Here is a 21,765-nt window from a genome sequence, read left to right as displayed (position 1 = left end):
CTTTGCCGCCCCGCGGAACGATTCCACGGGCATGAGTACATGCCCATGCCACAGCACCTCGGCATCTCTCGAATACATTTTGGAGTTTCAATGCCCCGTTGGACCAAGAACCTTTCCGCTCTCGCCCTGTTGCTCGGGCTCTCGACCGCCGCACAAGCCGCGCCCGAAGCGCCGGCCAAGCTGTACGAGCGCGTCTCGCCGTCGTTCGTCGCCGTCAAGTACACCTGGGACTTCGAACTCCGCCGACAGGAACTGACCGGCCCCGGCGTGGTGGTGTCGGAAGACGGCCTGATCATGGCGCCGCTGGGCGTGTTCAACATGATCATCCCGGACGCGCAGATGAAGGACTTCAAGATCGTCGTCCCCTCACAGGAGAAGGACGCCGACGAGATCCCGGCCGAGTTTGTCGGCCGTGACGAGCGCACCAACCTCGCGTTCCTTCGCCCGAAGAAGGCCGACCCTGCCAAGAAGCAGGAGCCGGCGAAGAAGTCGGACGATGCGGAAAAGAAGCCCGACGACAAGAAGGCCGATAAGGCCGCCGGCGGCAACGGGGACGACAAGACGGTCGCCGCCGAGAAAACCGCCGAGAAGCCCTCGGAGTCACCCGCGGAGAAGCCGGCCAAAAAGCCCGCCAAGGACAAGGTTGCCAAGTCCGACACGTCCACCTCCACCAAGGAATCCCCCGCCGCTGCTCCGCGCAAGTGGACGCCCATCAAGTTCGAAGACGTGAGCTTCACCGTCGGCGAACAGCTCTGGTCGGTCGGCGTCCTGCCCGAAGCCGCCAGCTACAAGACCTACCTCATGGAAGCCCGTGTGGCCACGACCCTTCGCGGCGAAGTGCCGCAGGTGCTCGTCAGCGGCGGGCTGTGTGGCGTCGGCTCGGTCGTCTTCAATGACGCCGGCAAAGCCGTCGGTTACGTCAACCAGCAGCAGGGCCAGGGCGTCTTCCTGAATGACGGCCCCAATGCCCTGGCGGCGATCGCCAACTCGCCCAAGTTCTTCACGCCCGCCAGCGACCTCATGCTGAGCCTGCAGGACCCGCCCGTCGCCGGCAAGCCGCTGGACCTGCCCTGGATCGGCGTGCCCAACATGACCGGCCTGACGAAAGACGTCGCGGCGTTCTTCTCGCTGCAGGGCCAGCCGGCCGTGCAGATCGGCGACGTCATCCCCGACGCCCCCGCCGCCAAGGCCGGGCTCAAGCAAGGCGACATCGTCGTCAAGGTCAACGGCAAGCCGCTCGAGCGTGGCGACGAGGCCGAAGAGCTCCCGATGATCCTCCGCCGCGACCTGGTCCGTAAGAAGGTCGGCGAAGTCGTCACGCTGTCGGTCGTCCGCAAGCGGAACGAACCCCCGACCGAGATCAAAGTCACCATGGAAGCCCAGCCCAAGCCGATGAACCTCGCCGCGCGGTTCTACGCCGAGGACCTTGGTTTCGGCGTCCGCGAGATGGTCTTCCTCGACACCTACTCCCGCCGCCTGCCGGCCGACAGCAAAGGCGTCGTCGTGTCGCTGATCAAGCCCCAGAGCAACGCCCAGAGCGGCGGCCTGCAGGGCAACAGCTCGCCCCGCAGCGACGTCATCGTCTCGCTCAACGGCGAGCCGGTGACTGACATCAAGCAGTTCGAGACGGCGTACGGCAAGATCCGCAAGGACAAGCCCAAGGAACCGGTTGTCCTGGTCGTCCGTCGCGAAGGTCGCGAAGACACCGTCCGCATCGAGCCGCCGCAGTAACCCGATCCGGCGACCCCCAAACAGGCTCATCCCGACCAGACGGGCAGGATTCGTCCTGCCCGTCTTCTTGTTGTGCCAGCTCGCGCACCTTCCATCCCGAAGATGCCCCGCCTGCCGAACGAACCCAAGTGATCGATCACGGATCGCCTCAAATGGTCCGTCCGAGACCGCAAGTAGGGTCCGCCTTGGCGGACGCGCCAAGCGATGCGCGCCGAACGGCACCGCGATCTGCCGAACGAACCCAAGTGATCGATCACGGATCGCCCACAATGGTCCGCCCGACACCGCAAGTAGGGTCCGCCGTGGCGGACGCGCCGAGCGATGTACGGCGAACGGCACCGTGATCTGCCGAACGAACCCAAGTGATCGATCACGGATCGCCCACAATAGTCCGCCCGACACCGCAAGTAGGGTCCGCCGTGGCGGACGCGCCGAGCGATGTACGGCGAACGGCACCGTGATCTGCCGAACGAACCCAAGTGATTGATCACCCAACGCTTTCGACCAACGTCTCCCTCCGTTTCACCGCATCCTCCCTTCCCCAAACAAAACCACTCGGCCCGATCGTTACCGATCTTCCGAGTCGTCACCCTGCGACATCCGCCGGCTCCTCTGACGGCCGGTTGACGTCGCATACTTGTTAGTATATTGTACGGTGTAAACGCCGGATGTCCAGAGCGATGATTCTTTCGCGATCGGCCGTCTCGTCGCAAGCTGCGAGGCTACTTTAATGCCGCGACATTCGCCGACTCGTGCAGTTTCAGAACCTCTTCGTCGCTCAGCGCTCGATTGAAGACCGCCAGACCGCCGAACTTGCCCCTGGTCGCTTCCTTCAGCATCGATCCGACGGCGAACCGGGCGGCGACGGTGAAGTCGGACCCGCCGTCCGGCTTGGTCGTCTTGTGCTTCTCGGGGTCGAATTGAAAGATGCCCCGGCCGTGAAAGTAGGGGTTCATGCCGCGGTCTTTGCCGTTGGGTCCTTCGCTGGTGAAATAGCGGTCGTTCCGCTTGTCCTTGACCGGATCGAGCGGCCGGGCGTCAAGCACGCCGTTGATGTACGCCCGGATGTACGCGCCGTCGTAAGTGAACGCGAGCGTGCACCACTGCTCTTCGGGGACTTCCTTGCGCGTGGCGGCGTAGTCGGCACACCAGGGAAAGGCGCTGCCGTCGGCACGTCGGGTGACACCACCTTCGGCGGAGATGTGCGGCACCAGTTGCCGGTTCCCGCCGTAGGTGGGCATGTTCATGAGCATCGCGTACTGGCGCGTTCCCGAGTCGTCGTCGCGGCCTTTACCTTCGGACCACATGCCGGCGATCGTCCGGCTCTGTTTCAGATCGATGATCCGCACCACCGCGAACATACTGACGGCCGCCTTGGGGCCGGCAATGTTGAGGTCCCTGGTCTGGGCGTAGGGAATCTTGAGGTACTGCTTGCCGTTGAACTCGGCGGAGTAACCGGAATACGGACCGCCATCAGCGCGGGCGATCGGTCCGCCGACCTCGATGAGTTCATGCTTGTTGGGAGTCCCCCGAGACGCCCGCGGCTCGCCGGCCTTCTCGCCAAAGGTCCAGAACGCGACAAGGCCGGGCATCTTCTCGACGACGGCCGGATTGCCAACCGGTTCGGCGGCAAGGCCGACGACGGGCGAAAGGAGCAAGGCGCACACGCCGACAAAAGATCGCATCATCATGTGGAACTCGCGGAGCATTTGTAGGGTGGGCTCCAGCCCACCGCATCGCCTGCGAATACCATCCATGTGCCAAGACCGAAAAGCAAGACCGCCGAGGAAATCGTCTTCCCTCGGCGGCCTTGAGTATCTGGTCGTTCGCGTCAGGTCACACAACCGGTGTTCCCGCGAGCCTTGGTGGGCTGAAGCCCACCCTACGAAACATACAAATCAAAACAGCTTCAAGTACGGCAGGTCGCTCTTGCCCATCAGGAACTTGTCCACGCCGTGCGCGGCGCAGCGGCCTTCGCTGATCGCCCAGACGACCAGGCTCTGGCCGCGGCGGATGTCGCCGGCGCTGAAGACGCCCGGGACGTTGGTCATGTAGTTATGATCGACGACCACATTGCCGCGCGGGTCGAGCGTCAGGCCGAGCTGCTGGATGGGGCCCGGCTTTTCCGGGCCGACGAAGCCCATCGCCAGGAAGCACAGGTCGCAGTCGAGCTCGAACTCCGAGTTCGGCAGCTTGTTCATCTGCCAGCGGCCCTGCTCGTCCTTCTTCCATTCCAGGCGGACGGCATGCAGCTTCTTGACGTTGCCGTCGGCGTCGCCGCTGAAGCGCTCCGTGTTGATCGCATAGTCACGGACGTCCATGCCGGCCAGGCCGATCGCCTCTTCGTGGGCGCTGCTGACGCGGTAGGTCATCGGCCAGTACGGCCATGCCTGCAGGGTGCCGTTCTTGACGGCGTCGTCGCTGCGGGCTTCGGGCGGGCGGGGGAGCAGCTCGAACTGCTTGATGCTCTTGGCACCCTGGCGAAGGGCCGTGCCGAGGCAGTCGGCCCCGGTGTCGCCGCCGCCCAGGATGATGACATGCTTGCCCTTGGCATCGATCTGGTCGGGGACGTCGTCGCCCAGGACGCGCTTGTTGGCCTGCGGCAGGTAGTCCATCGCGAAATGGACCCCGTTGAGCTCGCGCCCGGGCGCCTTGAGGTCGCGGGGGGCGGTCGCACCATTGCAGAGCACGATCGCGTCGAAGTCGCGGCGGATGTCCTCGACCTTCACGTTCTCGCCGACGTTGGCGCTGGTCTTGAAGGTAATGCCTTCGGCTTCCATCAGCTTAACGCGACGGTCGACGACGGCCTTTTCCATCTTGAACTCGGGGATGCCGTAGGTCAGCAGTCCGCCGATGCGGTCGGCTCGCTCGAACACCGTGACCAGGTGGCCGGCCTTGTTGAGCTGGGCCGCGGCGGCGAGGCCGGCCGGGCCGGAACCAATGACGGCGACCTTCTTGCCGGTGCGGGTCTTCGGCGGCTCGGGCGTGATGTAGCCGTTCGCCCAGGCATGGTCGATGATGTTCTGTTCGATCAGCTTGATCGTGACCGGCTTGTCGTTGACCGACAGCACGCAGGCCTCTTCGCACGGAGCGGGGCAGATGCGGCCCGTGAACTCCGGGAAGTTGTTGGTCTTGTGGAGCATCGCCAGGGCGTCTTTCCAGCGGCCCTTGTACACCAGGTCGTTCCACTCGGGGATGATGTTGCCCAGCGGACAGCCGTTGTTGCAGAAGGGGATGCCGCAGTCCATGCAGCGTGCGCCCTGCTGTTTGAGCTTGTCGTCCGGCATGGGGTTGTAGACCTCCTGCCAGTCGAGGATGCGCAGCTCCACGGGGCGGCGCACGGGCAATTCGCGGGTGTATTCCTTGAATCCGGTCGGCTTACCCATCGAAACTATCCTTCTCACGGGGTTCGGTTTGGAACCCACATCGGAAACCAGCCCGGCGGGCTGGTGGTGAACCACTCTAAACAGCTTCCCTACCGCCCCGCCGCCGCCAATCCTTGCGCGGCTGCCTTTGCCTTGCTCTCCATGACCCGGCGGTAGTCATTGGGCATCACGCGGATGAAGTACTTCTGCTCGCTGGCCCAGTTGGCCAGGATGCCCCTGGCGACCGGCGAGTCGGTGTACTTCACATGGTTTTCGAGCATCTGCTTCACGTACGACAGGTCGTCGGCCTGTTCCAGCAGTTCGAGGCTGACCATTTCCTTGTTGCAGCGCTCGGGGAATTGCCCGCCGGCATAGTCGTTCATCGGACCGTCGTAGACATACGCGACGCCGCCGGACATGCCCGCCGCGAAGTTACGGCCGGTCTGGCCGATGACGATCACCTTGCCGCCGGTCATGTATTCGCAGCCGTGGTCGCCCACGCCTTCGACGACCGCATGGGCACCGGAGTTACGCACGGCAAACCGTTCGCCCGCGACGCCGCGGAGATAGGCCTCGCCGTCGATCGCACCGTACAGGCAGGTATTGCCGGCGATAATGTTGTGCTCGGCCTTGAACCCCTCGGCCAGCGCCGAGGCGGCCGGGCGGACGGCAATCTTCGCGCCGTTGAGGCCCTTGCCGACGTAGTCGTTGGCGTCGCCTTCCAGGAGCAGCGTCAGGCCCTTGATGCCGAAGCACCCGAAGCTCTGGCCGGCCGATCCCTTGAAGTTGAAGACGATCGTGTCTTCCGGCAGACCGCCCTGGCCGTACTTCTTGGCGATCATGCCCGACAGCGTCGTGCCGACGGTGCGGTTGATGTTGACGATGTCGTACGTACCGGTGACCTTCGCCTTGCTCTCCAGCGCCGGCTGGGCCGCCGGGATCAGCGACGTCTGGTCCAGCGACTTGTCCAGCCCGTGGTCCTGCGTCGCGACGTTGTACAGGTCGTACGATCCGAGGTTGGCACGGGGCTTGGCCAGCACCGGCGACAGATCCAGGTGCCTTGCCTTCCAGTGGTCGGCGAGATTCTGGAACTCCAGCATCTGCGTCTGACCGATCATCTCCTTGACCGTGCGGAAGCCCATCTGGGCCATGTATTCCCGCACTTCCTCGGCGATGAAGAACATGAAGTTGATCACATGTTCCGGCGTGCCGGTGAACCGCTTGCGCAGTTCGGGGTCCTGCGTGGCGATGCCGACCGGGCAGGTGTTCAGGTGACACACCCGCATCATGATGCAGCCGCTGGCAATCAGCGGTGCGGTGCTGAAGCCGAACTCTTCGGCACCCAGCAGCGCGGCGACGACGACGTCGCGGCCGGTCTTCATCTGGCCGTCGGCCTGCAGAACGATGCGGCCGCGCAGGCCGTTCATCACCAGGGTCTGCTGTGCCTCGGCGAGCCCCAGTTCCCAGGGCAGGCCGGCGTACTTGACACTGGTCAACGGGGAAGCGCCCGTGCCGCCGCCGTCGCCGGAGATCAGGATGTGATCGGCCTTGGCCTTGGCGACGCCCGCGGCGACCGTGCCGACGCCGACCTCGCTCACCAGCTTCACGCTCACGCGCGACTGCGGGTTGACGTTCTTCAGGTCGTGGATGAGCTGCGCCAGGTCTTCGATCGAATAGATGTCGTGGTGCGGCGGCGGGGAGATCAGGCCGACGCCGGGCGTGCTGTGGCGGATCTTGCCGATGTAGTCATCGACCTTGTGCCCTGGCAACTGTCCGCCTTCGCCGGGCTTGGCACCCTGCGCCATCTTGATCTGCAGTTCGTCGGCGTTGACGAGGTATTCGGTCGTGACGCCGAATCGCCCACTGGCAACCTGCTTGATGGCACTGCGGCGGATCAAAGGCTTGCCGTCGATGATGACCGGCTTGCCGTCTGCGCCGACGTCAGGCTTGAAGCGCCTGGGGTCCTCGCCGCCTTCGCCCGTATTGCTCTTGCCGCCGAGGCGGTTCATCGCGATCGCGATGTTCTCGTGCGCCTCGTTGGAGATGCTGCCAAGGCTCATTGCGCCGGTGACGAACCGCTTGACTATTTCCTTGGCCGGCTCGACTTCGTCGATCGGCACGGCCTTGGCGCCGGGCTTGATGTTGAGCAGGCCGCGAATCGTGCAGCGGTGCTTGCTCTCGTCGTCGACGAGCTTGCTGTATTCCTTGAACGTCGGATACCCGGTGATGCGGACCGCCTGCTGAAGCTTGGCGACCGTATCGGGGTTCCACATGTGGTACTCGCCGTCGCGACGCCACTGGTACTGGCCGCCGTTCTCGAGCACTTCGCCGTCGACCTTGATCGGCGGGAACGCCCGGCGGTGCCGCATGAGCGACTCGCGGGCGATCGTTTCCAGGTTGATGCCGTCGATCCGGCTTGCGGTGCCGGTGAAGTGCTGCTTGATCAGCTCCTTGCTGATGCCGACGGCCTCGAACATCTGCGCGCCCCGGTAGCTCTGCACCGTTGAGATGCCCATCTTCGACGCGACCTTGATGATCCCCTTGTTGGCCGCCTTGATGTAGTTCTTCTTGGCGACGTCCAGCGGGATCTTTTCTCCCTTGGGGCTCTTGAGCAGGCCTTCCAGGTCCATGTCGGCCAGCGTCTCGAACGCCAGGTACGGGTTAACCGCGCCGGCGCCGAAACCGATCAGCAGGCAGAAGTGGTGAACCTCGCGGGCTTCGCCGGTCTCGATGACCAGCCCGCACTGCGTGCGGGTGCCTTCGCGGATCAGGTGGTGATGCACGGCGGCGGTCGCCACCAGGCTGGGGATCGGGCACTTGTTCTCGTGGGTGCCGCGGTCGGACAGGATGAGGAGCGACGCGCCATCACGGACGGCCTTGGCGGCGTCCTGGCAGAGCTTCTCGACAGCCTTGCCCAGGCCGGCTTCGCCTTCGGCGACGTTGAACAGCGCCGGCAGCGTGACGGCCCGCAGTTCGCCGGTCGCCACTTCACGCAGCTTTTCCAGGTCGTGGTTCGACAGGATCGGCTGCTTCAGCTTGATCAGGTGACACGCCGTCGGGTCTTCGTCCAGCAGGTTGCCTTCGCGACCCAGGTACGTGATCAGCGACGTGACCAGTTCTTCGAAGTTGGCGTCCAGCGGCGGGTTGGTCACCTGCGCGAAGAGCTGCTTGAAGTAGTTGTACAGAAGCTGCGGCTTGTCCGAGAGACAGGCCAGCGGCGTATCGGTGCCCATGCTGCCGATCGCCTCCAGGCCGTTGACGGCCATTGGGGTCAGGAGCAGCTTGATTTCTTCGACGGTGTAGCCGAACACGTGCTGCCGCTTGAGCAGCGTGTCGTGGTCGGGCTGGTGGACGTTCTTCGGATCTGGAAGCGTGTCCAGATCGATCATGTTCTCTTCGATCCAGCGCTTCCACGGACGCTTGTCGATCAGCTCCTGCTTGATTTCCGAGTCGTCGATGATCCGGCCCTCGGCCATGTCGATCAGGAAGATCTTGCCCGGCTGCAGACGCCACTTCTTCAGCACGCGGGTCGGCTCGATCGGCAGCACGCCGACTTCCGAAGCCATGATCACCAGGTCGTCCTTGGTGACGTAGTAGCGGCTGGGGCGCAGGCCGTTTCGGTCGAGCACGGCACCGATGAGCGAACCGTTGGTGAACGAGATCGACGCCGGGCCGTCCCACGGTTCCATCAGGCAGGCGTGGTATTCGAAGAACGCCTTGCGGTCGGCGTCCATCAGTTCGTTCTTCTGCCAGGCCTCGGGGACCATCATCAGGATGGCGTGCGGCAGGCTGCGGCCGTTGGCACACAGGAACTGCAGCGCGTTGTCGAGGGTAGCCGAGTCGGAGCCGGTCTCGGTGCAGATGGGGAACATCTTCGGCAGTTCGTCGCCGAAGACCTCGCTCTTGAGCGAGCCGGTGCGGGCCCGCATCCAGTTGCGGTTGCCGCGCAGGGTGTTGATTTCGCCGTTGTGCGCGACCATCCGGTACGGGTGCGCCAGCCGCCAGGCCGGGAAGGTGTTGGTGCTGAACCGGCTGTGGACCATCGCCAGAGCGCTGACGAAGGCTGGGTCCTGGAGGTCGAGGTAGAACGGACCGACCTGGTCGGCCGTCAGCATGCCCTTGTAGACGATGCGGGTCGTCGACAGCGAACAGATGTAGAAATCCTCGCGGGCCGCGGGGTGCATGTCCTGGTTGAACTCGATCACGTTCTCGGCCCGCTGGCGGACGAGATACAGCCGGCGTTCGAAATCGCCGCGGTTGTAGAAGGTCTCGCCCATGCCGACAAAGACCTGCATGATCTTGGGCATGACCTTGAGCGGGCTGGGTCCGACGAACTTGGGGTTGGTCGGGACGTCGCGCCAGCCGAGCACCACCATGCCGTAGTCGTGGATGACCTTCTCAAAAGCGCGCTTCGCCTCTTCCAGCGCCCCGCGGTCCTGCGGGAAGAAGACCTGGCCGACGCCGTAGCTGCCCAGCGGGGGAAGGGTGATGCCCTGCTTGGCGCACTGGGCGCGAAGGAAGTCGTCCGGCAGGCGGACGAGGATGCCGGCGCCGTCGCCGGAGTCTTCCTCGCAGCCGCAGCCGCCGCGATGGTTCATGTTCGCCAGCATCTGCAAGGCGTCGACGACGATCTGGTGCGACGCCTGCCCCTTCATGTGGCAAATGAAACCGACGCCACAGGCGTCGTGTTCGAACTGGGGGTCGTAAAGACCTTGTGCGGGGGGAAGACCCTTCATTGGCGCGTACTCATTAGATTAAACCGATCGACACCCGCGAGCGCCGTCCGACGCGCCCTGGGAAATCGATCCTGACGACACCTGTAACTCTCGTGACTTACACTGGTTACACGTTCACAAGCGAGGCCTGTGCGGCGGCAGACCCGGTCGGCAAGGGCCAATATGATACAGAAAATCGCATGCCACACAACGATTTCTCACAAGCACGGGAGAATCATCGCGTTACAAGATTTCTTCAAAACCAGGGGAGAGGGAACACGGGTAGATCGAACAGCCTATTGCTCACTGCACAATCTTCCGCACAAGTTACCTTGTGATCGGAGGACAGAGCTCGGTGGCCTGCATTTCGCGGAATGTCATGCCCGTCTTGGTATCACCTTTACGTTGCGGTTGGTCCGGATACGGTAGGAAACTCGATGGCGAACGTCAATCCCAATCCATTCGGGTGAGTATAGGTGCGATGAGATCACAGAACACGAAAGTAGCAGGCACCGGGAAAGTGCCTGCTACTTTGATGTTGCGGCGTTTGCCCCCATTGATGGATGCACTCAGCGTGAAGCCCGACGCCGACGGGCCAGCAGGCCCAGACCGGCCAGAGCCAGCACGCCGATCGAGCCCGGCTCAGGGACTGGGGTATAGGTGATGTTGATGTTGTTTCCCGATTGCACAACCGCGAAGTCGCCGTCCAGCACGTTGAACCCGCTGGTGTCAAGAACAAACTTATCGGCGATGAATCCGGAGACGCCAGCACTCGTCTGTGCGATGGTCCACTCGTAGGCCGTTGCGACATTGAAACCGGTCGCATTCCCGGGGCTCGTGCCGGCAGGCGTCTGGAGCTTGATCTGGAAGCGCGTCTCAGGCGAGGACGTATTGCCACTGCCGATCGTCAGCGTACCGGTGATATTGAGCAGATCCCAATTCGTTCCCGGCGTTCCGCTGACCTCACCGATCTCCCAGATATACGAACCGCCAGCGTTCCACGTCTCGCTGCCGGTGTTGAGTGGTCCGACGCTGTTGCCGGGGGCGATAGTACCCCGGCTGGCACCGACCGTGACCTCGCCCACCGTGATCGGCCCGGCGATGGTGCCGGTCCCTTCGAGCCGCCCTGCGTTGTTGACGAAGACCGACGTAGTAGCGAGGGCACCATTAACCCTGAGCGTGCCGGCGTTGACGCTGGTGTCACCGGTGTAGGTGCTGGTGCCGGTTAGTGTCCATGTGCTCACACCAGCCTTGGTCACGGCAAAGTCTCTGGTGCCGTTCTTCACGATGGCACCCATCGTATTGCCTGGCGCCGTGCCGGACAACGCGATAGTCTGTAGTGTGCCAGTAGCGCTATTCGATCCAATGCCTGCAATGCTCACGCTCGCGGTCGTCGGGTTAAAGGTCTGGGTGCCGCCGGTATTGTTACTGTTAAAGGCACCAAGAATCAGGCTGTAGCCATTGCTGCCCGTGATGTTAAACGTATTGGTGCCGCCGAACACGTTACCGTTGGGCGAGAAGGTCAGCGCGTTGTTGGTGCCCGCTCCACTGTTGCCGACATTGATCGTGACGGTCTTGCCACTCAAACCCGCGATACCACTGGTTCCGGCGAAGGTCACTGCTGAGTCGGAGCGGAGTTGGAATGTCGTACCGGTAGTGCCGACCGACAGGCCGGGGCTGGCGTTTCCGGCGCTGCTTCCGGTGGCGTAGCCGACCGCCGAACTGATGCCGGCGGAGGTGTTGCCGGCATTGGCCTGTAGTTGAAGTGTGGTGTTGTTGATTGTCAGGCTTCCGGCCGTGGGCGAGACGGTGTTGTTGCCTGAGAGTACAAGCGTCCCGGGAGCGTTGACGATTGTTCCGCCTGTGTAGGTGTTGGTAGCAGAGAGCATCCACACGCTGCCTGAGACCACCAAGGGAACCGTGGCAACTGTGCCCGTGTTGTTTTGAATGACGCCCTGGATTTCGTTGGCACCATTCCCGCCAGCGTAGCTACCGCCAAGGGTAAGGGTACGTGTGACGGACGTCAGGCCCGCGATGGCAACGTTGAACGGTGTGTTAGAAAAGGTCAGTGACCCGGTGCCGTTATTGAGGATGCTTCCTGTACCTGCGTGATTATTGTTTGTGGTACCGAGTTGGACTTGTTTGTTCGTGGTGCTGCTGGAACCGGTGAACTCCAGAACACCGCTGGTTCCGGAGTTTCCAAGCAGGATCTGTGCCCCTCGACCCAGCGGCTGGTTGCTGTTCGCGTCGCCAATCGTACCAACCGACAGAGTTCCGCCGGCGATGACCACATTGCCAACATACGAATTGTTGCCCGAGAGAATCCATTTGCCAGCACCGTTTTTCCCGATGCCAAGATCGAAGTTAGACGGATTGGAGATAACTCCACTAAAGGTGTTGTTTCCCGTATTGGAGCCGTCGAAGAAAAAGGTTCCGGCCTGGAAGATCGTTCCTGGTGTTAGATTGGTGCTGAACGTGACGGTGTGTGCGGCGTCCGCAGCGTTGTTCCGAAAACTGTTGACCGGGTTGGCACCACCCCCATCGTACAAACCGCCGAAATCGGCGCTTAGCGCGATCTGGCGCGTCCCGAACGTGATGGGGGTGGCGCCGGTGTACGCGATCGCGTTAGTGTGACCTCTCTTGCGGAACGTGAAGGTGCCGGCGTCGCCGATGCTGTTAAAGCTGAAAAAGTCGTTGCCGCTTCCGGTCCCCGTCGACCCAATCGGCATCAGAACGCTGCCGGTGAAGGTATTGTTCGTTGCCGTGAAGGCGTGGGTGCCGGTGACAGCGTTGACCAAGGTGGCTTCGACCGTGATGTTGCTGGATCCGGTCAGTTGTCCGCTGTAGGTCGCAGTGCCGGGGGTGGTACTTGGGATCTGCAGGATCAATGGAGCACCGACACTGATGGGATTCGCGTAAGTCACGCCTCCGTTGGCAAGAATCTTCGAACTCCCCGTGACGGACACGCTGCCCGTGCCGAAGCTGGTGGCGTTCGAGATGGCGACCGTGCCGGCACTGAGCGTGGTGCCGCCGCTGTATGTCTTGGCACCGTTGAGCAACAGCGTACCAGCACCAACCTTGGTCAATCGGGTTCCACTATTATCCAGAATTGGCGACGCGATCACCAAGGTGTCCGTCGACAAGCTAGTCCTAACGACGATGTCACCGCCACTGACAGCGGCCTGCAGTCCCGTCCCGCCGCTGATGACACCGGCCGTCGCCGCGGTGCCGCCCGTACGCAGGATACCGTTCACGCTCAACGTCTGGCCGGGACCGAGCGTGAGTGAAGCGCCCACGCCCGACAGATTCAACGTGTTAAGACTACCCGTCGTCTGGGCTGTGACCGAATTGTAGGGGGTGAGCGTGGTGCCCGCGGAGACGGCGGTCCCGATCGCATTGCCCGTGGGGTTCGTCAAGGTGAGGGTATTGCCGGCGATCGCCGTGATGTAGCTATTGGCCGCGATGTTGGTGCCGGTGAGGATTTGGCCGACGGCGAACAACGAGCCGTCGGTGACCGCGAGCGTGTTCGTGTTGGCACCCGACACCGCGCCGGAGGTTGTCGTCGCCCTGGCAGCACCGACGAACTGCGAGTCGGTGCTGGCGGTGATGCTTCCGAGATCAGTCACCGCTGGTCCGCTCAGCGAGGCGTTGGCGTTGGTATCCGTGCCATAGGTGACCGCGCGGATGAAGCCGCCGACGTCATAGCGGCCGTAGCCGTTTCCGCCGAAGAAGATGCCGGCATTGCTGGACCCGCTGGCCAGCGGAACATTCGTTGTATCGGTGAAGACGATTCGGTTCGGAGTGACGCTGGTGGAACTCGTATTGGTCGCGAGGCTGAAATTGGCGGTGGCACCGGCCGTCCGGGCGTTCAGTGATGCAAAGGTCAGCGTGGCAATCGATGTGGCACCGGCGGCGGTGGAGGTGATCGTGGCGTCACCGGCGTTCAAGCTAAGCGCTCCCATGCCCTGGGTGCTGCCGGCGGCCTCGGCGACATTGAACGTGCCGGTTCCTGTGAACGTCAGCGCGGTGCCAGCGGTGCCGTTGAGACTGCCCGTCGTGCCGTTTCCGACCTGGAGCGTTCCGCCAGTGATGACGGTGGCACCGGTGTAAGTGTTTGCCGCGGTCAGTATCAGCGTTCCCGTGCCAGCCTTGGTGAAACTGGTCCCCGCGCCACCGACCACGGAGCCAATCGTGTTGGATGTGTTATTCGTCGTGATAGTCGACGCCGCGGCGAGGTTGATCGTACCGCCGTTGAGGGTGATCGCGCCTGAGGCCGACCCAAAGGTGGTGTTCCCCATTGCGACGCTGCCGCTCACGGTGATAGTGCCCGCCGCGACGCCAAAAGTGCCCGTTCCGAAATTGAACAGGTCCGTATTCGTGGTCGTTTGAGTGCTGCTGCCCGCAAGGATGCCGGTGTCCGAGGTGGTCCAGTTGAAGCCGGTCGTGTTGTCTTGCGCCCAGGCACCACCAGCGGTACCAAATCCTGCGTTGCTGACGGGTGAGGTCCCATCCCAGTAGAACGTCGCGGCTCGCGCGGTGGGCGTGGCGACCAACGCTGTTGCCAGCGCTAGCTGCCACGGAATGCGCGATGCTTTTTCGTCTTTGCGGCGCGCGAGACAAACCCACGACCTACCAGACTTTCCATTGCTCAATGATTTGCTGGCGGAATCAAAGGCGCCTGAAACAAAAACACCGTTAGACCCTGAGCCTTGTGAACGCATTCAAAACACCTGATTCTCCAAGTTTCCTCGGCCGCCCGACCGACCCCTGCGTCAGCGAACCCCACGGAACGCACGACTGAAAAGCCCTCCGGCTTATCGGCCTCTACGAGCCCATAATAATACGTGGGCAGAACGATTTCAGGTAAAATATCGCTGATTTTAGGAACGTCGATAGAACACCCGGCATGCGCTCCGGATTCTTCCAGTGGTTTTCCCTTCACAGGCCAGCCGAACGATCGCCAGCACACCGATCGTAGCGGGGTCGGTGACGGGGTGTGGCTGATGCAAATTGCGTCGCCAGCGTTAGCCCGGATTACTCACCACGGACACGGAGAGGGGGTTGGTTAGACGACAAATAGCGCGGCCCACCCGAGGGAGAGCCCCTTCGGCAAGGGCCGATATGGGGCAGAACATCGCGTGCCAAACAACGAATTCTCACAAAGCGGGGAAGGCACTCGCGTTATAACCTTGGGACAGTTCTATTGGACTGAAACAGAGGACAGTTCTATTGAGCGCCGACAACCGCCGCCGCCGCAACCTTGAAATCCGTCCCGATTCCGGTAAGCTTCCTGCCCCGCAAGGGTCACCAATCTGACCCGACCGGACCCCGTTTCGTTGCCGCCTTAGCTCAGTTGGTAGAGCGGCGCATTCGTAATGCGCAGGTCATCAGTTCAAGTCTGATAGGCGGCTTGGAAGCCTTCGAGCTGGAAAGACCCCTGGTGCTCAGGGGTTTTTTCATGCGCCAGAGCCGAGCTCACACGGAGGCACGGCGACCCGGAGGGCAATCGGCGATCAGGACCGAATGAAGGATGAAGAACGGGGAATGCAGAGACGGAATGCGCGGCACGAGCACTTCGTGAATTCTTCGTCCTCCATTCTCGGTTCTCAGTTCCTCATTCGTTTCTGATCTCCAGTTGCCCTCCGTTGTCTCCGTACCTCCGTGGCGAACTCGGCCTCCCGTGCATCGGAAACCGTCCCCAAACCCGCTATACTCACCGATCTATGTCGACTTTGTCCTACCGCACCGCCGGGGAGTCCCACGGCAAGGCCTTGCTCACCCTCGTCGAAGGCCTGCCCGCCGGCGTTCCGCTTGATTCTGCCTTCATCGACAACGAACTCCGCCGCCGCCAGGGCGGATACGGCCGGGGCGGTCGCCAGAAGATCGAAACCGACCGCGCCGAGTTCCTGACCGGCGTTCGCCTCGGCAAGTCCATCGGCGCGCCGATCATGATGCTGATCCCCAACAAGGACAGCCGGCTCGACGACCTCAAGGCGACCCCGCCGCTGCACCGCCCGCGGCCCGGCCATGCCGACCTCGCCGGCAGCATCAAATGGCTGACGACCGACTGCCGCGAGACGCTGGAGCGCGCCAGCGCCCGCGAAACCGCCGCCCGCGTCGCCGCCGGCGGACTGGCCCGTTGCTTCCTACGCGCCTTTGGCATCGAGGTCTTCGGCTTCGTCCGCACGGTGGGCGAAGCGACGGCCAAGGTCGACGTCACCGAAGACAACTGGCGTGACCTGGTCGCGAAGCGCGACGCGTCGGAGGTTTACTGCCCCGACCCCGAGGCCGACGCGGCGATGCGCGAGTTCATCAACCAGCAGAAGATGGCCAAGGACACCGCCGGCGGCGTCGTCGAGACGCACGTGTTCGGCTGCCCGGTGGGCATCGGCAGTTGCATGACATGGGACGGCCGGCTCGACGGCCGCATTGCCGCCGCCGTCATGGGCATCCAGGCGTTCAAAGGCGTGGAGATCGGCCTGGGCTTCGAAACGGCCCGCCGGCCCGGAAGCCAGGTGCATGATGAGATCTTCTACGACAAGACCAAGCGCGATACGCCGGGCCTGGGATTCGCCCGGGGCAGCAACAACGCCGGTGGATTGGAAGGCGGCATGACCAACGGTATGCCGGTGGTGGTGCGCGGCGCGATGAAGCCGATCAGCACGCTCGGCAAGCCGCTCCGCAGCATCGACCTGAACACGCGAGAACCCAGCGAAGCGGGCTGGGAACGCAGCGACATCAGCGCCATCTCCGCGGCAAGCTGCGTGATGGAAAACGTGATCGCGTTCGAGATCGCAAGAGCGATGCTGGAAAAGTTTGGCGGGGATTCGCTGGCGGAAACGAAGCAGAACTACGACATGTTTTTGAGGGCGGCACGCGAACTACCGGTTAGCCGCGACGCGTAGCGGAGCGCGGGAAGGCGTAACGCGTATCGCTGCAAGCCGCGCTCCGCTGCGCGTCGCGGCTAACCGTTGGGGTCAGGACTCTCATCGAAGCTCGACATTCTCATCGAACCTCGATCCACATCTTTACATCATCGGCTTAATGCCCACCGCCCGGCGGATGTCGGCCAGTTCGCCGGCGTGCAGCATCTGGTGTAACGCCATGGTGAGTAAGGTCAGGCCGAAGGTCGCCATGGCCTTTTCGAAGCCCTTGGGAATGTGCGCCGGCACGCGGTCCATGCCGGATTCGCCGACCTGGTCCAGAATCTTCATCGTCGTCGCCCGCTGCTGGCGATACTGGCCGAGCAGTTCGTCGAAACTGGGATAAGCGCTGGCGTCGTTGGTCGGCTTGCTTCCAACCTGAAAGAGCGGTTCCCAACTAGCCAGCGGATTGGACTCGCCGAAGAAGATGCCGGGGATGCCGGCCTCAAGCAGTGTGATGTGCCCAAGGGTCCAGATGGCGTGATTGCCACCGGTCGGCGCCTGCGTCGCCATGGGGTGATCGCGTAAATCGGCGACGAGTCCCTGGAACACGTGGTCGCCGACGCCAAGTGCATGACGAACAAGATCGATGGCCTGCATGGAGGCTCTCCTGTGAAAGGGTGAAAACGGGATGTTGAGTCGCGGGAGGTTGGTCTTTTAGTTCGACGGACGGCGGGTCCATCGAACAGCGGTTCGGGTGGCGAGGAGCGCCAGGACCGCAATCGAGACGACGATCACCGACGTGCGGAGGTACGCCGCGGTCGAGAGCGAGACGCCCAATCCGGTTGCGACGGCGATGTACGCCGCAACGCAGGCCGGACACTTGGGCAGCAGCGCCAGCGTCATGCCGGGCACAACCCAGCCGGCGGCCTGGGCGCCGCGTTTACAGCAGTTTTTGGGGCTCATTTACGTTTCTCCGATCCGCAGCCGCAGGAAGGGCCGCAATCCAAGCCGGACCCCGCGGCGACCGACATCGCCGTCCCGGCGAGGGTGAGCTCGACTTTGGGCCAGTAGGGCTTGTCGGCATCGGCGAACGCGGCGCGGGTTTCGTACCGGTCATGGTGCCGCACCCATTGCATGCTGAAGGGCAGGTGGTCTTCGTCGCGGCCTTTGGGCGTCAGGTCGAGCAAGACGTAGGTGCCCAGGAGGGCGTCAAGCCCGCGGCTGAAGGCAGAGTACGTGTGGAAGATCTCGCCGGTGCCGGGGTCTTTGTAGAAGACGCTGGCGCCGGGGGCTTCTTCGCTGGGGAATGGCGCGGTGCCGTAGTTGTAGTAGACGCCGCCCTTGGCGCGCTCCTCGGGAGTGAACGAGACGTGGAAGTCATAGTTGAAGGCGTTGTCGTGCGACGACACCCAGGGGAACCGCCAACCCATGCGCTTCTTGAAGGCGGCAATCTTCGACACGGGCGCACGGGAGACGGCGACCAGCGACACATCGCGTGCTGCCAGGTGCGACAGCGTGCCGTCAAGGTGATCGCAGACATACGAGCAGCTCGGGCACCCCTCGGCCCAGTCGGGCCCGAACATGAAGTGATACACGATGAGCTGGCTGCGATCGCCAAAGAGGTGGCCGAGCGCGACCTTGCCGTCGGGGCCGTCGAAGACGTAGTTCTGGTCGACCTTGACCCACGGCAGCTCACGCCGCTGCCGGGCGAGTTCGTCGCGCTGCCGGGTCAGTTCCTTCTCCTTCGCTAGAAGCGCGATGCGGGCTTCGGTCCATTGCGATTTCGATACGATCGGACGGGTGGTCATGAGGAAGTCCTTAGTAAAGGGTTTGATGTTTTGACACGAGGAACAAACGCAGGAGGGATGTAGTCACGGCGGGATGAAGTCACGGCGGAATGCAGGTACGTAGAAGTGCTTGTGAGCGCAGTGCAACTGGCTCAACGTCGCGCCTTAATGCTTTCGTGGCTTGACGCTTATCTGCTCGACCGGGTCTCGGCGAGTTGCCTGACCCGATTGACCCAGTGGTCGAAGCCCTTTGGCATGCCGTCGCGGTGCTCGTCCTGAATGAATCCCATGGCCCGGTGGGTGAGCTGCAGCCGGGTGTTCGATCCCTCGGCGGTCAGCCGGTACTGCAGGTGGTTGATTGCAGGGTAAGGCATCATCATCGGCCCCCAGATCTCCAGCAGCTTCGGCGGCTTGATGACCTGCACGTTGCCCCACAGGTGCCCGGCGGAATTGCCCAGATCACGAAACAGCCGACCGCCCGGCCAGGCTTCCAGCTTGAAAGGGAATGGGGTGCCATCGGGCATCTCGTTCATCGGGCCGAGCTGATCGAGGACGGCCTCCCACGCGATTTCGATAGGGGCAGCAATCGCGATGTCCTGGCGGATCGTGAGCGACGAAACAGGTTCCTGGGTGACGGTGGTGCTGGAGGACATGGGTACTTCCTTTCCGGAAAATTGATGGACTTTGTTGATGAGCGGAACTTCCGGGCTAAACCGACAGGTCCTTCGCTCTGCGTTCGGCCTGTTCCTTGATGCGAAGGAGTTGGTGCGACCAGAACTTTTCGAACATCCGGGCCCAGTCGTGAATGGTTTTAAGTTGCTCCCCGTTGACGCTGTAGAGGCGTTGACGGCCTTCGCGGCGAGAGGTCACCAGCCCCACCTCCTTCAGCACCCCCAGGTGCTTGGACACCATCGGCTGCGGCCAGCCCAGCCGCCCGACGATGTCGCTGACGGCCATCTCGCCGGTGGCGAGGGCCTCCAGCACTTGGCGGCGCTTGGGCTCGGCAACGGCATTGAACGGATCGAGCGTGGTCGCTGCACGGGCCATACGCTCAATTTATATTCCCATATGGGAATGTGTCAAGCGGCGATCTGAGATTTTCCCCCTTCCGCCCCCACCGCCTTCACCGCCCCTACGCCCCCACCACTTCACGCTGTTTGCGGATGTCGACGCGGTCCTGCTCGGTCATCTGCCGGATCTGTTCAATCGCACCGCCCAGGCTCGTGGAGATCACCGCTGATTTCAGTTCCAAACGGTTTTTGAGCGTCTCGACGTCGCTCGTCGCCGACCAGACGCCGATCGCGAGCTTTTCGACGGGCAGTCCGCCGCGCATCCGCCGCAGCAGGTACCGCACGTGGCTGACCGCGGCGGGCGGCGTGGACGAAACAAAGACCACGTGGGGATCAAACGTACGAACCTGTTCCACCATTTCGCTCGCCAAGGCGTGCTGTGTGAGGTTCAGTGTTTCGACACCGCTATCGCGCAGCAGGCGGTTCAGCATGACGCCAGCCAACGCGTCGGCCTCGTCGTGCGCGGGCAGCACGGCGACGCGCACGCCGGTCGGTGTTACGTCTTTGGTCGCGGCGGGCGTATCGCCCGTCTTGACGGCGGCGGGTGCGGCGGGGTTCTCGCCAAGTTCTTCGATGATTCGACGTGTGCCTTGGAGGACCATCGTTCGGCGCTCGTCGTTGAGCGTTCCCTGCCCCGCATCCCGCTCGGACATGGATAGCGCCGGCAGCAGCACGTCGTCGAACGTCTCCTTCAGGGTGTGGTCCTTGGCATATTCTTCGGCGACCGCCAGTGCCTCGTCCTCGTCGCCGGCTAGCAAACGCTGATAGACGCGTTCCGGCGGTGTCATGGCCGGCTTGTCGCCGAGCAGGACTTCCAGGAAGCCCAGCCCCGGCACGTAGCGACCGACGACCATCATGACGACCGTGAGCGGCGTCGAAAGGAGCAGGCCGACAGGCCCCCAGAGCCAGGTCCAGAAAACGGCCGACACGAGCAGCGCCATCACCGACAGCCCGGTCGTGGAGCCGTAGAGGATCGGCTCCATGATGTTGTTGGAGAGCAGTTCGATGACCAGGAACATCGCGATGACAGCAACAGCGACGGAGAATCCGTTATAGGCGGCAATGGACAGCGTGATCGGGAACGCCGCCGCCACCCACGGGCCGATGTAGGGGACGAATCGAAGCACTGCGCCGAGCAATCCCCAAAGCAGGAAGCTGGGGAAAGTCATCCCACCGCCGAGCGTCAGCCCTATCAGCCACAGCCCCAGCGCCACCGCCAAGCCGTAGGTGCCGTTGACGATCGCCTGGGCACGGATGTAGCGGATGATCCGGTCGACACCGTCATCGACTGCGGTGGTCGTGAGCGTGTACTGGCCGTTGCTGACGAGTCGAATGGCGCGGTCGCGGATGTCCTCGCGTTCGAGCAGGATGAAGAAGACGAATACGATCACGAGGCCCGCGGTCGCCAGTGGCGACAACGCGATGCCGATATAGCTCGAAAGAGTCCGCAGCGGCGAAGGCTGCCCCGGCATGATGTAGGCGTACAGAGGATTCTGCCGCGAGCCGGACGGCTTATCGATCTCGGCGTCGGCCGGCTTGGTCGCCGGGGCGGGGTCGGTACGAACAGGTACGCCGTGCGTGACCGTAAAAGTGGCCTGCGTCGCGGGCTGCGTGGTCGGCTGCGATGCCGGCTCTGTCGAAGGCTGGTTGGTCGATGCGGCGGCCTCGACTTTTTGCAGGGTCGACTCGACCTTGTCCATCACGCCCGGTCCGGTTCCGCGAAGCGTCGAGACCTTTCGAACGATCTCACCCTGGTACTTTTCCAGGTCCGACGCGAGCGTATACACCTGGTTTCCGACCAGGTAGCCGATGAATGCCATCGCTCCAAACGCGACGACGACGGCGATCGTCGCGGCGACAACGCGAGGGAAATGCCACCGCTCCATTCGCCGAACCGGCCCCGATAGCAGCATGGCCATCATGAACGACAGCACCAGCGGAATGAACACCTCCTGTCCGAGCCACAGCACGGCGACGGATACGAGAATGATCGCTGCGGTTTTCAATTTGGACATCGGTCTCCGGAGGTGCGGCCTGCAGAATGCGGTCAGATGGGAGATAAGGCAGTATGCCAGTCCCGCCAACCGCAACTGCGGCGTATAGTTGAGGCTGGCGATTGAGCGTGGCCTGATCGCGAGATGAAAATCTATTCATGAAGGATTCACAGGCGGTTGAGCCTGCAGGGGCTACCGTCGTGTCATGACGATGACGACCCCCACCACCGGCCCTGA

The 21,765-nt window shown here is 62.9% G+C and carries 12 protein-coding genes and 1 tRNA gene; 3 read left to right on the top strand and 10 right to left on the bottom strand.

What is annotated here, in order from left to right; all coding sequences use genetic code 11:
• The first annotated feature begins 90 nt into the window (after positions 1-90).
• Entirely contained in the window at positions 91-1,731 is a 1,641-nt protein-coding gene (locus IPV69_RS01530; RefSeq protein ID WP_206293149.1) for a PDZ domain-containing protein, read from the top strand.
• Between the two features lie 722 nt (positions 1,732-2,453).
• On the opposite strand, the gene IPV69_RS01525 is transcribed toward IPV69_RS01530, so the two are convergent.
• The 4 genes from IPV69_RS01525 to IPV69_RS01510 all read right to left on the bottom strand — a co-directional run bounded on the left by IPV69_RS01525 (position 2,454) and on the right by IPV69_RS01510 (position 14,364).
• Positions 2,454-3,422, bottom strand: coding sequence for a LamG domain-containing protein (locus IPV69_RS01525; RefSeq protein ID WP_206293148.1), 969 nt, complete (start codon positions 3,420-3,422; stop codon positions 2,454-2,456).
• 207 nt (positions 3,423-3,629) lie between these two features.
• Positions 3,630-5,117, bottom strand: coding sequence for a glutamate synthase subunit beta (locus IPV69_RS01520; RefSeq protein ID WP_206293147.1), 1,488 nt, complete (start codon positions 5,115-5,117; stop codon positions 3,630-3,632).
• An 89-nt stretch (positions 5,118-5,206) separates the two neighbouring features.
• Entirely contained in the window at positions 5,207-9,832 is a 4,626-nt protein-coding gene (gene gltB, locus IPV69_RS01515) for a glutamate synthase large subunit (RefSeq protein ID WP_206293146.1), read from the bottom strand.
• A gap of 548 nt (positions 9,833-10,380) precedes the next feature.
• The gene (locus tag IPV69_RS01510; protein WP_206293145.1) at positions 10,381-14,364 is read right to left on the bottom strand and encodes a beta strand repeat-containing protein; all 3,984 of its coding nucleotides are present in this window, start codon (positions 14,362-14,364) and stop codon (positions 10,381-10,383) included.
• Positions 14,365-15,149: 785 nt separating this feature from the next.
• Here IPV69_RS01510 and IPV69_RS01505 point away from each other — a divergent pair.
• Positions 15,150-15,222 (top strand) — tRNA-Thr (locus IPV69_RS01505).
• Positions 15,223-15,534: 312 nt separating this feature from the next.
• On the top strand, positions 15,535-16,716 hold the full coding sequence (gene aroC / locus IPV69_RS01500) for a chorismate synthase (RefSeq protein WP_241179955.1): 1,182 nt from the start codon (positions 15,535-15,537) through the stop codon (positions 16,714-16,716).
• Between the two features lie 123 nt (positions 16,717-16,839).
• Here the strand turns inward: aroC and IPV69_RS01495 are convergent, their stop codons facing one another.
• From IPV69_RS01495 to IPV69_RS01470, 6 genes are all read right to left on the bottom strand, one after another.
• Positions 16,840-17,334 (bottom strand): DinB family protein, encoded by a 495-nt coding sequence (locus IPV69_RS01495; RefSeq protein ID WP_206293144.1) that lies wholly within the window; start codon positions 17,332-17,334, stop codon positions 16,840-16,842.
• Between the two features lie 57 nt (positions 17,335-17,391).
• Positions 17,392-17,640, bottom strand: a complete 249-nt coding sequence (locus IPV69_RS01490) for a hypothetical protein (protein ID WP_206293143.1) — start codon at positions 17,638-17,640, stop codon at positions 17,392-17,394.
• Positions 17,637-18,485 carry a DUF899 domain-containing protein gene (locus IPV69_RS01485; RefSeq protein ID WP_206293142.1) on the bottom strand — a complete coding sequence of 283 codons (849 nt, stop codon included), beginning with the start codon at positions 18,483-18,485 and terminating at the stop codon, positions 17,637-17,639. The genes IPV69_RS01490 and IPV69_RS01485 overlap by 4 nt, the downstream gene beginning before the upstream one ends.
• Before the next feature lie 167 nt (positions 18,486-18,652).
• On the bottom strand, positions 18,653-19,117 hold the full coding sequence (locus IPV69_RS01480; RefSeq protein WP_206293141.1) for an SRPBCC family protein: 465 nt from the start codon (positions 19,115-19,117) through the stop codon (positions 18,653-18,655).
• Positions 19,118-19,172: 55 nt separating this feature from the next.
• Positions 19,173-19,511, bottom strand: a complete 339-nt coding sequence (locus IPV69_RS01475; protein ID WP_206293140.1) for an ArsR/SmtB family transcription factor — start codon at positions 19,509-19,511, stop codon at positions 19,173-19,175.
• A gap of 85 nt (positions 19,512-19,596) precedes the next feature.
• Positions 19,597-21,549, bottom strand: a complete 1,953-nt coding sequence (locus IPV69_RS01470; RefSeq protein WP_206293139.1) for an AI-2E family transporter — start codon at positions 21,547-21,549, stop codon at positions 19,597-19,599.
• Between the last annotated feature and the right edge of the window lie 216 nt (positions 21,550-21,765).

This window comes from Humisphaera borealis, assembly GCF_015169395.1.
GTDB lineage: Bacteria > Planctomycetota > Phycisphaerae > Tepidisphaerales > Tepidisphaeraceae > Humisphaera > Humisphaera borealis.
This window is presented reverse-complemented; position numbering and strand designations above follow the sequence as displayed.

What these genes read in the sequence shown, in the direction of transcription:
- IPV69_RS01525 (WP_206293148.1), bottom strand. Translation starts at nt 3,422, where the DNA reads ATGATGATGCGATCTTTTGTCGGCGTGTGCGCCTTGCTCCTTTCGCCC.
- IPV69_RS01495 (WP_206293144.1), bottom strand. Translation starts at nt 17,334, where the DNA reads ATGCAGGCCATCGATCTTGTTCGTCATGCACTTGGCGTCGGCGACCAC.
- gltB (WP_206293146.1), bottom strand. Translation starts at nt 9,832, where the DNA reads ATGAAGGGTCTTCCCCCCGCACAAGGTCTTTACGACCCCCAGTTCGAA.
- IPV69_RS01470 (WP_206293139.1), bottom strand. Translation starts at nt 21,549, where the DNA reads ATGTCCAAATTGAAAACCGCAGCGATCATTCTCGTATCCGTCGCCGTG.
- IPV69_RS01480 (WP_206293141.1), bottom strand. Translation starts at nt 19,117, where the DNA reads ATGTCCTCCAGCACCACCGTCACCCAGGAACCTGTTTCGTCGCTCACG.
- IPV69_RS01485 (WP_206293142.1), bottom strand. Translation starts at nt 18,485, where the DNA reads ATGACCACCCGTCCGATCGTATCGAAATCGCAATGGACCGAAGCCCGC.
- IPV69_RS01520 (WP_206293147.1), bottom strand. Translation starts at nt 5,117, where the DNA reads ATGGGTAAGCCGACCGGATTCAAGGAATACACCCGCGAATTGCCCGTG.
- IPV69_RS01530 (WP_206293149.1), top strand. Translation starts at nt 91, where the DNA reads ATGCCCCGTTGGACCAAGAACCTTTCCGCTCTCGCCCTGTTGCTCGGG.
- IPV69_RS01475 (WP_206293140.1), bottom strand. Translation starts at nt 19,511, where the DNA reads ATGGCCCGTGCAGCGACCACGCTCGATCCGTTCAATGCCGTTGCCGAG.
- IPV69_RS01490 (WP_206293143.1), bottom strand. Translation starts at nt 17,640, where the DNA reads ATGAGCCCCAAAAACTGCTGTAAACGCGGCGCCCAGGCCGCCGGCTGG.
- aroC (WP_241179955.1), top strand. Translation starts at nt 15,535, where the DNA reads ATGTCGACTTTGTCCTACCGCACCGCCGGGGAGTCCCACGGCAAGGCC.